Source organism: Rhodococcus sp. IEGM 1408, from assembly GCF_033142235.1.
Lineage (GTDB): Bacteria > Actinomycetota > Actinomycetes > Mycobacteriales > Mycobacteriaceae > Dietzia.
Genome location: NZ_JAWLRW010000007.1, coordinates 175,312 through 190,058, shown reverse-complemented (window position 1 = coordinate 190,058; position 14,747 = coordinate 175,312). Strand labels below are relative to the sequence as shown.

The following is a 14,747-nucleotide window of genomic DNA, read 5'->3' as shown; positions in this document are numbered from 1 at the left end:
CGGCGCGCCGGGCGGTCACCGCCATGTGCACTTGTGCTCGGTCGGGGCCCGTGGCATCCTTCTCCCATCGCGCGCACACCAGCGCGCTTCTGGTCGAACAGTCGGGCGGCACATCCGCCGAGTGCGTTCGATTCCGCAGGAGCGATCAGTTCCGGCCACCCCAATCCACACGGCGCCCACACCACAAGGTTCGCGCGCCGGTCCCGGGTGACCCGCCATCGCCTCCACCAACGCAGCAGAGTCGAACCCGTCGTCCCACCCTTCCGGTGGCCCGTCGACGATTCCTCTCTCTTTGACCAGGAGGATTCTCATGTCCCAGTACCGCAACTCCGCTCTGAACAACGCACCCACGGTGTTCTCGTACACGCCGACCGGTCGGGCCATCCCGCCGTCCTCGCCGCTGCGCACGCCCAACCGTCGCCCGGCCGCGCCGTCCTGTACCCCGACCGGGCGGGTGATCCTCTCGACACCGACCACGCGCGGCTCCGCGTAGGGCGCGCGGTACGGGTTCCGCGGAGACGAGCCGCGGGCCCTGCTCAGAGGCGGTCGGCAGCGACGAGCGCGGTGGTCACGATCAGCGCGATCGCCCCGCAGGCCAGGATCCCGGTGGAGACGAACACCTGCATGACCCCGGCCTCCCAGGGCTCCGCGCCGCCCAGGACCATGCCGACGAACGCGCCGGGGATGGTCACCAGACCGATGGTCCGCGTCTGGTCCAGCGACGGGTTGAGGGCGGTGGCCGCCGCCTGACGGCACACCATCATCCGGGCGGGGTAGTCGGCGAAGCCCAACGACAACGCCGCCTCCACCTCGCCGTGGCGGCCGTCCAGCTCGTCGTGCGCGCGCCGACCGGCCAGTCCCACGATCGTCATGGCGTTGCCCAGGAAGATCCCCACCACCGGGATGATCGACAGCCCGTTCGGCCGCACCACGCCCACCGCCAGTAGACAGACCACCAGGAGCACCGGCGGTAGGGCGACGGGGACCGCGCACCACAGTGCGTCGCGCACCGTGGCCCGGGTCTTCTCGGCCTGCGGGTTGCTGCGCTGGGCCAGCCGCCTGGCCGCCGCCCAGGACGCCGTCGTGGTCATCACCACCACGAACACCCCGACCAGCCACAGCCGGTCGGCCACGTAGCCGATGACGAGCGCGAGCACGATGAGCTGCAGGGCGGCACGGATCGAGGCCCACGGGATCTCCCGCTCCAGGCCCGTCCGACCCGCCCACGCGGCCACCGAACCGATCACCACGAAGAGGACGACGGCCACGGCGAGCGCGGGCCCGATCTCGATCATCGTCGATTCCACGCGGGCAACCATACGTCGCAGCGCAGAGCCGGAATACGGGCCGGGGAACATCCGCGTCGTCCCGCCGGTCGCGATACCGTACGCGCATGTGGTCGCGACGTCCCTCCCGTCCCGGCGCCGCGGTCGCCGCGTTCGCCTTCGCCCTGACGTGCGCCCTCGGCGGTTCCCCCGCCGTTGCGCTTCCGCTGACCCTCGATCCCGGATCGCCGGCCGACTCCTCTGCCGCGCTGCCAGATCCACTCGCTGCCCTGACCGACCGCCTGGCCGGGTTCCAGCCGGCCCCGCCCGAGGCGCGCACGCCCGAGCGCTACCTCCCGAGCCCCTCGCCCGACCCGTGGTACTCCTCCCCGCCCGCCGTCGACCCCGCCACGGCGCCCGGGACCATCCTGTCCACGCGCCCGGTCACGATCCCGCCGCACAACGTCCGAAACTTCGGTCGCGGGTGGCAGGTGCTGGTCCAGAGCAGCGACTCCCACGACAACCCGGAGCAGATCGTCTCCACGATCATCGAACCGGCCACCCCCTGGCCGGGTCCGGGCCCGCGACCGCTGGTGTCCTTCAACGCCACGATCGACTCGCTCGGGTTGACGTGCATGCCGTCGCACACGCTGCCCCACAAGTTCAATCTGGAGCTGCCGCCCTTCCTGCAGATCCTGGCGGACCGCGGGTACGGACTCGTGGTGACCGACTTCCAGGGCCCCAGGGCCGCGTACGGGGCGGGCCGGGCCAACGGGCGCGCCGTGCTGGACGGGATCCGGGCCGCCCGCGGGTTCGTGCCGCCGGGCGACGGGGGCCCACTGTTCGCCGACTCCCGGGTGGTCCAGGTGGGGTATTCCGGCGGCGGGATCGCCACGGGTTGGGCTGCCCAGCTCCAGCCCGTGTACGCGCCGGAGCTCACCGGGGTGCTGGTCGGCTCGTCGGTGGGCGGCGTGCCGGCGGACTACAGCGACCTGTTCGACTCGATGGACGGCACCGTGGCGTCCGGTCTCTACCGGGCCGCCGTCCTGGGCCTGGCCCGCGAGTACCCCGAGCTCTACCCGCTGCTCAACGACGCCGGCGACCTGGCGGCCTATCACCTCCGCGACTCCTGCGCCGCCGCCAACACCGCCTCCGGGCTGCTCCTCGCGCCGCTGTCCCTCCTCACCGACGTCGACCCGCGCACCGACCCGACCGTCCAGAAGGTGCTGGCCCGCAACCGCCTGGGCTACGCCGATCCCGCCAACGGAGCCGATCCCCGTGAGGTGCCCACCGGTCCGGTGCAGGTGTGGCACGGCGACGCGGTGGTCCCGATCGGCCCGGGCCCGGGGTCGGAGCAGGGGCCGGGCGACCCGTTCGTCCCGGAGTGGACAGCCCGCCGCCTGGCCGATGAGTGGTGCGCCGCGGGCGCCGACGTCGAGTACACGCCGGTGGCGGGCGAGCACATCACCGCTGCGTACACGGCCGTCGGACCGGCCCTCGACTGGGTCGACGCCCGCGCCCGCGGGGTGCCCTTCACCGCGGGTTGCCGCTGAGCGTGAAGTCCCGGCGGCCTGGTCGGCCGGCGAGCGGGCCTCACCAGCCACGCCGAGACGACGGCCCACCGCCCCCGAGCGGTAACCTCGGCACCGTGAGCACAGCGCAGAACAGCAACCCGGCCCCGTCGTCCCTGGACACCGAACTCAGGCGCCTCACCGGCTGGGGACGCACCTCCCCGGCGATGAGCCACGTGCTCACCCCGCGGTCGGTGGAGGAGATCTCCGCTGCCATCGCGGCGGTCAACGACGCCAACGCCTCCAGCCCCGATCACCTGCGACGCGGAGTGGTGGCCCGGGGCCTGGGCCGGTCGTATGGCGACAGCGCGCAGAACTCCGGCGGTCTGGTGCTGGACATGAGCCGCTTCAACCGCATCCACGAGCTGAGCGCGGAGAAGGCCCTGGCCGTGGTCGACGCCGGCGTGAGCCTCGACCAGCTCATGCGGGCGGCCCTGCCCTTCGGACTGTGGGTGCCGGTGCTCCCGGGTACGCGCCAGGTCACCGTCGGCGGCGCGATCGGACATGACATCCACGGCAAGAACCACCACTCGGCCGGGTCGTTCGGCAATCACGTGACCCGGATGGAGCTGCTCGTCGCGGACGGCCGGGTCCTCACCCTGGAGCCGGGCGGGACGAACGACGACCCGGCCGGCACCCTCTTCTGGGCCACCGTCGGCGGCAACGGCCTGACGGGCGTGGTGCTCCGGGCGTGGATCGCCATGACCCGCACGGAGACGGCGTTCTTCCTCGCCGACACTGACCAGACCGCCTCTCTCGACGAGACGATCGCGCTGCACACCGACGGGTCCGAGTCCAGGTACACCTACTCCTCCGCGTGGTTCGACTCGATCAGCGCACCGCCCAAGCTCGGCCGGGCCGCCGTCTCCCGCGGGTCCCTGGCGACGCTCGCCCAGCTCGAGGAACACGCGCCCGAGCTGGCCAAGGATCCGCTGGCGATGAACGCCAAGCCGCTGGTCACGTTCCCGGACGTCTTCCCCAACGGGCTCGCCAACAAGTACACCTTCGGCCCCATCGGCGAGGTGTACTACCGCCTGGGCGGCACGTCGCGGAACCAGATCAAGACGCTGCCGGCCTTCTATCACATGCTCGATCTCTTTGGAGAGTGGAATCGGGCGTACGGATCCAAGGGCTTCCTGCAGTACCAGTTCATCGTCCCGCCCGGCGCGGTCGACGGGTTCAAGGAGATCATCGGCGATATCCAGCGCTCGGGGCACTACTCGTTCCTCAACGTGTTCAAACTGTTCGGTCCCGGGAACCAGGCCCCGCTCTCGTTCCCCATGGAGGGCTGGAACGTGTGCGTGGACTTCCCCATCAACAGCCGCCTCAACGCGTTCGTCAACGAGCTCGACGCCAAGGTCATGTCCATGGGCGGACGGCTCTACACCGCCAAGGACTCCCGGGTCCCGGCCGAGCGTTTCCACGCGATGTACCCGGAGATCGACTCGTGGATCGCCACCCGCCGCGGGATCGATCCCAACGGGGTCTTCGTCTCCGACATGGGGCGCCGCCTCGAGCTGCTCTGACGGACAGCGCGCGGCGGGACCGCCCGCTCCGCCGTCCCCGCGGCCGCCACCGACGGGTGGGTCCGGAGGGGGCTATACAACTCCGTGGTCCCGGCACAGACTGGGGTCTCGGACGACGCGGGTCGTCCGGAATCGAACAGGATTCCCCCATGATCGTCCGTACCGTCGTCGCCGCACTCGTCCTCGTGGCCGCGTCCACGCCCACACCGAGCAGGGGTCGGGCACCGCGACCGCCGACCCAGCCGCCACCTGCGGGCCGCCGACCCACACGTGGTCCCCACCCGACTGGGCCCTCCCGGTCGCCCTCCTAACCCCGGTACCCGGGGCAACCCCGGGCCACCGCCGCGACCGCCGCCCCGGCGCCTTCCCCCCGTGAGCCCGCGGCGGTGTCACGGGGCCTCGGTAGACTCCTGCGCATGATCAATGCCGTCGGCGTCCCCCAGACCCTCCTCCTGCTCGGAGGCACCTCCGAGATCGGTCTGGCCATCTGCGCGGAGTTCCTCCAGCAGGGACCGATGCGCGTGATTCTGGCCTGCCTGCCCGGCGACCCGGCGAGGGAGGACGCGCGCGCCGAGATGACGGCGGCGGGCGCGACCGCCGTCGAGATCGTCGACTTCGACGCCGCCGCCACCGACTCCCACCCGGCCGCATTCGAGCAGATCTTCTCCGGCGGTGACGTGGACGTGGCGATCGTCGCCTTCGGTCTGCTCGGGGAAAACGAGGAACTCTGGTCCGACCAGCGCAAGGCCGTCCAGATCGCGCAGATCAACTACACCGGCGCCGTCTCGGTGGGCGTCCTGCTCGCGGAGCGGATGAAGGCGCAGGGCTACGGCCGGATCATCGCCATGAGCTCGGCCGCCGGCCTGCGTGCCCGCCGCTCCAACTTCGTCTACGGCTCCACCAAGGCCGGGCTCGACTCCTTCTACACCGGTCTCGGCTACGCGCTCGACGAGCACGGCGTCGACGTCCTGGTGATCCGCCCGGGGCAGGTCCGCACCCGCATGTCGGCGCACGTCAAGGAGGCGCCGCTGACCATCAACAAGGAGGAGGTGGCCCGGATCGCGGTGAAGAAGTCCGGCGCCGGCAAGGGCGCGGTCTTCGCACCGGCGGCGTTCGGTGGGGTCATGGCCGTGCTCACCCACGTGCCGCGCCCGATCTTCCGCAAGCTCCCCTTCTGAGCATGCCGGTGGCGCTCCGTGGGTTCGGCCTGGCGGGCGCGGCTGCGCTGCTGGCCGCGGCCGTCACCGCTGTCGTCCTGGCCGGCTTCGCCGTCGTCTCCTTCCCCGCCTACGGCAACTCCAACGTCCTGCGGGCGCTGACCGTGGTGGGCCAGACCGCGGCCTTCGCCCTGGTCGTGGCCGGGATCCTCTGCGCGCGGGCGGGCGAGCGCACCGGTGGAAACCCCGGCGAGTGGGACGGCGGGCGGGACGGCGCGCACCCCGGTGATCGCCCCCGCAGGCGCGCCGCACTGGTCCGGGCGGGCAAGCTCGCCGCCCCCACCGGGTCGGCCCTGCTGGTGGCCTCGACGCTGGGCATCCCGCTCGCCGCCTCGCGCCTCTACCTGCACGGGGTGAGCGTGGACCAGGAGTTCCGCACCCAGTTCCTCGGTCGCTCGGCCACCTCGCTCGGACTGCCGGACATGGCCTACGCCGACCTGCCGTCGTTCTACCCGTCAGGGTGGTTCTGGCTGGGCGGGCGGTTCGCCAACCTCGCCGGGCTCGAGGGCTGGGCCGCGTACAAGCCGTGGTCGATCCTGTCGCTGGCCGTGGCCGCGGCGCTCGTCACGGTGCTGTGGACGCGGCTGCTGCGCACCGACCTCGGCGCCGTGGTGGGCGTGGTCTCGACGGCCGTCATGCTCATGTACGCCAGCCCCGAGCCCTACGGCGCCGTGGTCGCGCTGTTCCTCCCGCCGGTCCTGATCCTGGCCTGGCACGCGATGGCACCGACCACCCGCGCCGGCGGCCGCGGCGCGACCGTGGCCACGATGCTGTTCCTGGGCGCCTCCGCCAGTACGTACACGCTGTACACCGGCCTGGCGGCGGGGACGGTGGTCCTCATGGCGGTGGTCGCGACGGCGGCCGCGCTGGTCCGCCGCCGCAGCGCAGCAGGGCGCCGCAGCCCAGCCGAACCCCGCAGCGCATCCGGAGGTCCCGGACCCTTCCCGCCCTGGCTGCCGGCTGCCCGGCTCGCGGTTGTCGGGATCGGGTCGATCCTCATCGCCCTCGTCGTCTGGGCGCCCTACCTGCTCGCCTCGCTCGGCGGCGCCCCCGCCGACTCGGGGACCGCCCTGCACTACCTGCCCGAATCCGGCGCGCGCCTGCCGCTGCCCATGACGGCGGGCGGCCTCACCGGCTGGGTGTGCCTGGCGGGCCTCGTGTGGATCGTCGCGCGGGCGTGGACCTCGCCCCGCGCGCAGGCGCTCGGGCTGGGCGTGGTGGCCGTCTACCTCTGGTGCCTGGCGTCGATGGCAGTCACCGTGCTCGGCACCACCATGCTGGGCTTCCGACTCGAGCCCGTGCTCATCCTGCTGCTCGCCGTGGCGGGGGTGTTCGCGCTCGCCGACCTGGCCGGGCTCGCCGTCCGCGCCGCCGGGCGCCAGGGCGGCACCGACCGACCCGCCGCCGAGGCCCGCACCCAGCGCCGCCGGGCGACCGCCGTGGTGGGGGTCCTGGCCACCATCGCCGGGCTGGCCCACGCGCAGTCCATCCCCGATCACCTGCACGAGGAGATCCGGCTGGCCTACACGGACACCGACGGCCGCGGCGAGCGCGCCGACCGCTACCCGCCCGGGCCCGAGTCCCACTACGCCGAGGTCGACAGGGTCATCCAGGAGTCGTTCCCGGGCCGCGAGACGACCGACCTCGTCGTCGTCAGCACCTCCGACGCCTTCCTGGCATTCCACCCCTACCTGGCCTACCAGGCCGTGACCTCCCACTACGCCAACCCCCTGGGGCGGTACGCCGACCGCAACGCCGCGATGACCGGCTGGGCGGACGCCACGAGCGGCGACGAGCTCTACGCCCTGATGACCGACACCCCGTGGCGGCGCCCGGATGCGATCCTCGCCCGGCCGTCCGGCTCCGGGTACGCGCTGCGCCTGGCCGAGGACACCTACCCCAACGACCCCAACGTGCGCCGCTTCGGCGTCACCATCCCCGCCGAGGCCGTCACCGGCCCCCACTTCGAGGTCCACGACGTGGGTCCGTTCGCCGTGATCGTGGTGCGGTGAGGTGTCGGGCGTGACGACGGGCTCCGACAGGCACCACGACGACGAGGCGGGCCGGCGCCCGGAGCGTGAGCAGCCCCTCGGTCTGCACCCGTACCCCGGCATGGACCGGCACCGCCGACTGGCCGTGATCACCGGGTTCCTCGGCGCGTTCCTGGCGGTCCTCGCCGGCTTCCTGCCCGTCCACCAGGACACCACCGCGGTGCAGTGGACCGCGGGTCCGGACTTCGCCTCCGTCACGGCCCCGCTGGTCTCGGGCCGCCCGCTCGACCTCACCATCACCGCGCCCTGCGCCCCGCTGGCCCGGGTCCCCGACAACACCATCGTGTTCTCCACGCTCCCCGACGGGGCGCCGGGCCGGATCTCCGACGGCCTGGTGGTGCAGCGCTCGACCTCCGCCGCCGCCGAGCCCACGATCGAGGTGGCGGTCCGCAACCTCACCCTGCTCTCGGTCCCGCTGTCGGTGCTGCGCGACCCGGCCTGCGAGACCCTGCACATCCGCGCCGAGACCGGGATCCTGGTGGCCGAGTTGACCGGGCTGCCGGAGGACCCCGACAGCGCCGACGACCCGACCCGCGCCGCCGTCCCGGGCACCATGCGGCCCCAGGTCACGGGCGTGTTCACCGACCTGACCCCCGCCACCGCGCCCGACGGGCTCGGCGAGTCGACGGTGGAGATCACGGTCGACTCCCGCTACTCCTCCAGCCCCACCGCGGTAAAGCTGGTGCTGATGGTGCTGGGGGTCCTGGCCACCCTCGCCTCGGTGTTCTTCCTGCACCGGCTCGACGGGATCGACGGGCGGACCGACCGACGGTTCGTGCCCCGCTCGTGGACGCGGCCGTCGGCCGTGGACGGGGTCGTGATCGGGGTCCTCGGGTTCTGGCACCTCGTGGGCGCCAACACCTCCGACGACGGTTACCTGCTCACCATGGCCCGCTCCGCCGGACCCAGCGGGTACATGGCCAACTACTTCCGCTGGCTCGGCGCCCCCGAGTCCCCGGTGGGCTGGTACTACGAGATCCTGCGGGTGTTCGCCGAGGTGTCCACGGCCAGCCCGTGGATGCGCCTGCCCACCCTGCTGTGCGGCGTCCTCTCGTGGTTGATCATCAGCCGCGAGGTGGTCCCGCGGCTGGGCCGGCTCGCCCGGACCTGGCACCGCCCGCGCTGGACGGGCGCCGCGATGTTCCTGGCCTTCTGGATGGCGTTCAACAACGGGTTGCGGCCCGAGCCGATCATCGCCCTCGGTGCGCTGTTGACGTGGTCGCTGGTCGAGCGGTCGATCGCCACGCGCCGGCTCGTCCCCGGCGTCGCCGCGATCGGCGTGGCCGCGTTCTCCCTCGGCGCCGGGCCCACCGGGCTCATGTGCGTGGCGGCGCTGGCCGCGGGCGCAAGGGAGTTCATCGGCATGCTCCGCAAGCGCGCGCAGGTCATCGGTTGGGCGCCGATCATCGGCCCGGTCCTCGCGGTGGGGCTCGCCCTGCTCTACACGGTGTTCGCCGACCAGACCCTGGCCACGGTGCTCGAGGCCACGCGGATCCGCACCGAGCTCGGCCCCAGCCTGCCCTGGTACGGGGAGAAGGACCGCTGGGAGGCGCTGTTCGGGGTGTCCGCCGACGGCGGCGTCGCCCGGCGCTTCCCCGTGCTGCTCATGCTGATGTGCCTGGCGCTGGTCACGGCCGTGATGCTGCGCCGCGGCCGGATCCCCGGGGCGGCCGCCGGCCCCGCCCGGCGACTCATCGGCGTGATCGCCGGTTCCCTGCTCTTCCTGGTGTTCACCCCGACCAAGTGGACCCACCACTTCGGCGTGTTCGCCGGGCTGGCCGGGGCGCTGGCCGTCCTGGCCGTGATCGCCCTCCGTTCCTCCTCCGTCTCGCTGCGCCGCAGTCGCTGGCTGGTCGGGGCTGCGCTGTGCCTCGTCGTCGGCCTGTCCACCGCCACCGACAACACCTGGTGGTACGTCTCCAACTACGGCATCCCCTTCTCCGACACCTTCCCCGAGGTGCTGGGGATCCAGATCCAGTACGTCGCGTTCGTCGGCGGGTTCGTGTGCCTGGCTGTCGCCGGGCTCATCCACGCCGGGATCCTGCCCGACTCGCCCGACGGCGCATTCGCCCGGCGACTCTCCCGCGTCCTGCCCTTCCTCCGCTCCGCCCCCGACACCCCGGCCGCGCTGGCCCGCGACCGTCGCCGGGTCGGGTCCGGACGGGGCCCCGGGATCGACGGCGCCCCGCTGACGGTGGTGGCGTTCTCCGTGGTGATCTTCGAGCTCTTCTCCGCCGTCACCGCCGTGTTCGTCCAGACCCCCGCCTACACCGTCGGACGCGCCAACCTGCGCGCCCTCAGCGGCGAACCGTGCTCGCTCGCCGACTCCGTCCTGGTCGAGGAGGACTCCAACGACGGGCTGCTCCGGGCCATCGGGGCCGGGCCCGAGATCTCCCTGGGTGCCGGAGGGGTCAACGGCTTCGCCCCCAACGGGCTGCCGGATTCCATCACGGTCGACAGCACCGAGTCCTCCGGTTCACTCGCCCTGTCCGACTCCGGCGAACGCGAACCCGGTGACGGCGTCGACGCCGGCACCACCGGCGGTCGGGGCGAGGTCACCGTCAACGGATCCACCGTGGCGCTGCCGTTCGGGCTCGACCCCGACACCACGCCCGTGCTGGGTTCCTACCGTCGCGGACCCCAGGTCGCCGCCGACCTCACCTCCGCCTGGTACCAGCTGCCCCAGCGGAGCCCCAACCGCCCGCTGCTGGTCATGGCCGCCGCCGGCCGCATCGGCGCGAACGATCTGAGGATCGAATACGGCAGGCCCGGGCGGGTCGGCGCGTCCGGCCCCACCGACTTCGAGGTGATGGGGTCCATGTCCCCCGTCGACATCGGTCCGGCCCCCGCCTGGCGCAACCTGAGGATCCCCCTCGAGTCGATCCCCGCCGACGCCGAGGTCGTGCGCGTGGTGGCGGCCGACGGCAACCTCGACCCCGACTGGTGGCTCGCCGTGACCCCGCCGCGGAACCCGCGACTGCGCACCCTCGACCAGGTGGTCGGCCACACCGACCCGGTCCTCATCGACTGGGTGGTGGCCCTGGCCTTCCCGTGCCAACGCCCGTTCGTGCACAACGGTGGCGTCGCCGAGATCCCGGGGTACCGGATCCTCGCCGACCGCGAGTCCTCGGCCGCCGCCAACTGGTGGCAGAGCGCGGGCGGCGGCGGCCCGCTGCTCTGGACCACCCAGACCGTGGAGGCCGTGACCGTGCCCACGTACCTCGATCACGACTGGTCCCGGGACTGGGGCTCGCTCCAGCGCTTCGAGCCCCTGGACCCGGAGGCCACACCCGCGGAGCTCGTGCGGAGCAGCAACGTCCGTTGGGGCTGGACCACGCCGGGACCCATCAACTGATCGCCGTCGCCTAGAATCGGGCGTCGTGTCAGACTCCACCGCAGCCTCCCGCCCGGTCGCCGCCGACGGCCGTGTCGCGAGGCTCCGCCTCGTCGCCATCGTCAGCGGCCTCCTGGGCACATTGTGCTTCCTCTCCCTGCCGTTCCTGCCGGTCTCCCAGACCACCTCGACCGTGCAGTGGCCGCAGAACGGATCGCTGAACTCGGTGACCGCACCGCTGGTGGCGCACTCGCCGCAGCGGTTCACCGCGACCGTGCCCTGCACCCTGGCCGCGGACCTGCCCGCAGACGGCGGGATCCTGCTGTCCACCGCACCCGCGGGCGGCGAGGAGGCCGGTGACCGGGCGCTGTTCGTCCGGGCCTCGGCGGACACGGTCGACGTAGTGTCCCGTAACCGGGTGATCGTCTCGGCCCCCCGCGACCAGGTCGCAGGAGGCGGGTGCACGCAGCTCACCGTGGTGGCGGCCCCGACCTACGTGGAGGCGGAGTTCGAGGGTATCGACGACCCCGCCGCGGCCCGCCGCGTCGACGCCGACGACCTGCGGCCGATGGTCGTGGGCGTCTACACCGACCTGCCCTCCGACACCGCCGTCCCCGAGGGGCTCGACGTGGTGGTGGAGGTCGACTCCCGCTTCACCACCGACCCCACCGCCCTGAAGTGGGCCGCCATCGTGATCGGGTTGATCGCCACCGCCGTGGCCCTGTGGGCCCTGCACGGGCTCGACCAGACCGACGGCCGTCGGTCCCGCCGGTTCCTGCCCAGCGGGTGGTTCAGGATCCGGTTGCCGGACGTGGCCGTGATCGGCACGCTCGGCCTGTGGCACTTCCTCGGCGGCAACACCTCCGATGACGGTTACATCCTCACCATGGCCCGGGCCGCCGACCCCGCCGGCTACATGGCCAACTACTACCGCTGGTACGGCGTGCCCGAGTCGCCGTTCGGCTCCCCCTACTACGACCTGCTCACGATGTTCGCCCACGTGTCCACCGCCAGCCCGTGGATGCGACTGCCCGCCCTGATCGCCGCGATCCTGTGCTGGCTGGTCATCAGCCGCGAGGTCCTGCCGCGCCTCGGCCGCGCCGCGCGCACCACCCCGGTGGCCGTGTGGAGCGCCGCCGCCGTGTTCCTGGCCTTCTGGATGGCGTTCAACAACGGCCTGCGGCCCGAACCGGTCATCGCGCTGGGAGCGCTGTTGACGTGGGTCTCGGTCGAACGCGCCATCGCCACCCGGCGGATGCTGCCGTACGCGATCGCGGTGATCGTGGCCTCGTTCTCGCTGGCCACCGGCCCCACCGGCCTGATGGCCGTGGCGGCGCTCGTCATGGGGCTCCGCCCGGTCCTGCGCACCGTCGTGGTGCGCGGTCGCGAGATCGGCTCGCCCCTCGCGCTGGTCGCCCCGGTGCTGGCCTCCGGAACCATGGTGCTCATCTGCGTCTTCGGCGTCCAGACCCTCGCCTCGGTGCTCGAGGCGATCCGCGTGCGGGGCGAGATCGGCCCGAGCCTGCAGTGGTTCGAGGAGTTCGTCCGCTACTACTACCTGATGATCCCGACGGTCGACGGTTCGCTGTCGCGCCGCCTCCCGGTGCTGCTGGTCCTGCTGTGCCTGGTCATGGTGATCGGCACCCTGTTGCGCCGCGGCAAGGTCCCGGGCGCGGCCTCCGGCCCGGTCTGGCGTCTGGTCGGCGTGGTCGTGGGCACGGCGTTCTTCATGATGTTCTCCCCCACCAAGTGGACCCACCACTTCGGCGTCTACGCGGGGATCGGTGCCGCGATCGCGGCGCTCGGCGCGCTGGCGATCTCCGCCTCCGCGGTCCGCACCGCCCGCAACCGGACGGTGTTCCTCGGCGTCATCCTGGTGGTGCTCGCCCTGGCCTTCGCCGGCCCCAACGGTTGGTGGTACGTCTCCAGCTACGGCATCCCGTGGTGGGACAAGGCCCCCAGCATCCGCGGCATCGACGCCGCCACGGTGCTCCTGGTCCTGGCCGTGATCACCTTCGCCTACGCCGGCTGGCAGCACCTGCGGCAGGACTACGTGGGCGTCCAGGTGCCCAGGACCTCCGCGGGCCGTCGCCGGAGGCGGACCATCGCGGCCGCGCCGATCGCGGTGGTGGCGGGCGTGCTGGTGGTGTTCTCCCTGGCCTCGTTCGCCAAGGGTGTCCACAAACAGTTCCCGGCCTACACCGTGGCCGCCGGCAACGTCTCCGCGCTCGCCGGGAACCCGTGCATGCTCGCCGACCGGGTCCTGGTGGAGCCGGACGCGAACGGCGGCATGCTCACCCCGCTCGCGGCCACCCCCCGGCCCGACGGGTCCATCGACCCAGCCGACCGTGCGGCCGCCCTCGATGCGGGCACGAACTCCGGGTTCTCGCCCGGCGGCGTCGCACCGGACCTGTCCGCGGACGCGGTGGTCGCCGACCCCGGCGCCGCCAACACCACCCAGGAGCCCGGAGGCGGCCCCACGGTCAGCACCGGTGAGAGCGCCGGCACCGCGGGCGGCCGGGGCGCCGAGGGCGTCAACGAGTCGACTGTGGCCCTGCCCTTCGGGCTCGACCCGGCCACCACCCCGGTGCTCGGCTCGTTCTTCGTGGGTCCGCAGCGGGAGGCGGACCTGGAGACCGGCTGGTACCGCCTTCCCGAGGACCGCGAGGCGCATCCGCTGCTGGTCATCTCGGCTGCCGGGCGGATCGGCCGGTTCGACGCCGACGGTCTGTACAAGTACGGGCAGGAGGTCACCGTCGAGTTCGGTCGCTCGTCCGAGGGTGGCGCGGACGTCGTGGGGGCGCCCGTCGTGCCCTTCGACATCGGCCCCGCCCCCACCTGGCGGAACCTGCGCGTCGACATGAAGGAGGTCCCCGCCGACGCCGATGTCATGCGCATCCGGGTCGACGACAACGACCTGACCCCCGACCAGTGGGCGGCCATCACCCCGCCGCGCGCGCCCGAATTAGTCACGGTTCAGGAGCTGGTCGGGTCGGATTCGCCCGTCATGCTGGACTGGGCTGTGAGCCTGCAGTTCCCGTGCCAGCGTCCGTTCTCGCACTTCGCGGGCGTCGCCGAGATGCCGGAGTTCCGCATCCTCCCGGACCGCCCGCTGGCGGTCAGTGCCACCAGCACGTGGCAGTCGTACGAGTCGGGTGGGCCGCTCGGCTGGATCGAGGTCGCCCAGCGCGCCCGCACGATCCCCTCGTACCTGCGTCACGACTGGAACCGGGACTGGGGCTCGATCGAGGCGTACACCCCGCACGGGACCTACCAGGAGGACCCGCCGGCACCGGCTGAGGTGACCACCGGGACCGAGACCCGGTGGGGCTGGTGGCAGCCCGAGGGCCCGATCCTCGTGACCGACCCGGAGGCGTAGGCCGGTCCGCCGGTGCGGGCTTAGTGCATGAGCAGAGGCCCGCCGGAGGTGAAAGCCCCCGGCGGGCCTCTTTCGTAGGCGGCCCGGCTCCGGAGCGGGCAGAGAAGCATCGCAACCCCCTCGCGATACGCTGCCTCTCCGCCCTGCGCTGGCGGAATGGTCCGATCCCCCAGCGTGAGCCCCCCAGCAGCGCACATACGGCCATCACAAGCCGAAGCGGCAGCGCAGGTGCCGCCGGATGCGATGGCCGAATGCCCGCTCGCGAGGCGGGTGGCCGCTCAGTGGGCAGAAAGGCATCACAAACCCCTAGGGATTCGCTGCCCCTTCGTCCTACGCACCCCCTTTGCACAGACATCAAGGGGTTGCGCTGCCGCACGGGACCATAGAACCCGCGCAGGTCAAAG

8 protein-coding genes are annotated in these 14,747 nt (G+C 72.6%); 7 read left to right on the top strand and 1 reads right to left on the bottom strand.

The genetic code is table 11. The features are described 5' to 3' along the window. Nucleotides 1-310 precede the first annotated feature (310 nt). Nucleotides 311-493: a hypothetical protein gene (locus R4P08_RS12735; protein ID WP_317814264.1), complete on the top strand. Its 183-nt coding sequence runs from the start codon at nucleotides 311-313 to the stop codon at nucleotides 491-493. A 43-nt stretch (nucleotides 494-536) separates the two neighbouring features. Here R4P08_RS12735 and R4P08_RS12730 read toward each other — a convergent pair whose 3' ends face one another. Continuing rightward, nucleotides 537-1,307 carry an ABC transporter permease gene (locus R4P08_RS12730; protein ID WP_317814263.1) on the bottom strand — a complete coding sequence of 257 codons (771 nt, stop codon included), beginning with the start codon at nucleotides 1,305-1,307 and terminating at the stop codon, nucleotides 537-539. Between the two features lie 86 nt (nucleotides 1,308-1,393). Between R4P08_RS12730 and R4P08_RS12725 the strand changes: the two genes are divergently transcribed. From R4P08_RS12725 to R4P08_RS12700, 6 genes are all read left to right on the top strand, one after another. Then, on the top strand, nucleotides 1,394-2,818 hold the full coding sequence (locus R4P08_RS12725; RefSeq protein ID WP_317814262.1) for a lipase family protein: 1,425 nt from the start codon (nucleotides 1,394-1,396) through the stop codon (nucleotides 2,816-2,818). Between the two features lie 95 nt (nucleotides 2,819-2,913). Beyond that, nucleotides 2,914-4,362 carry an FAD-binding oxidoreductase gene (locus R4P08_RS12720; protein ID WP_317814261.1) on the top strand — a complete coding sequence of 483 codons (1,449 nt, stop codon included), beginning with the start codon at nucleotides 2,914-2,916 and terminating at the stop codon, nucleotides 4,360-4,362. A 416-nt stretch (nucleotides 4,363-4,778) separates the two neighbouring features. Next, nucleotides 4,779-5,540: a decaprenylphospho-beta-D-erythro-pentofuranosid-2-ulose 2-reductase gene (locus tag R4P08_RS12715; protein ID WP_317814260.1), complete on the top strand. Its 762-nt coding sequence runs from the start codon at nucleotides 4,779-4,781 to the stop codon at nucleotides 5,538-5,540. A gap of 2 nt (nucleotides 5,541-5,542) precedes the next feature. Next, nucleotides 5,543-7,591, top strand: a complete 2,049-nt coding sequence (locus tag R4P08_RS12710; protein ID WP_317814259.1) for an arabinofuranosyltransferase — start codon at nucleotides 5,543-5,545, stop codon at nucleotides 7,589-7,591. A gap of 100 nt (nucleotides 7,592-7,691) precedes the next feature. Next, nucleotides 7,692-10,985: an arabinosyltransferase domain-containing protein gene (locus tag R4P08_RS12705; RefSeq protein WP_411741204.1), complete on the top strand. Its 3,294-nt coding sequence runs from the start codon at nucleotides 7,692-7,694 to the stop codon at nucleotides 10,983-10,985. Nucleotides 10,986-11,010: 25 nt separating this feature from the next. Continuing rightward, the gene (locus R4P08_RS12700) at nucleotides 11,011-14,343 is read left to right on the top strand and encodes an arabinosyltransferase domain-containing protein (protein WP_317814257.1); all 3,333 of its coding nucleotides are present in this window, start codon (nucleotides 11,011-11,013) and stop codon (nucleotides 14,341-14,343) included. The last annotated feature ends 404 nt before the right edge of the window (nucleotides 14,344-14,747 follow it).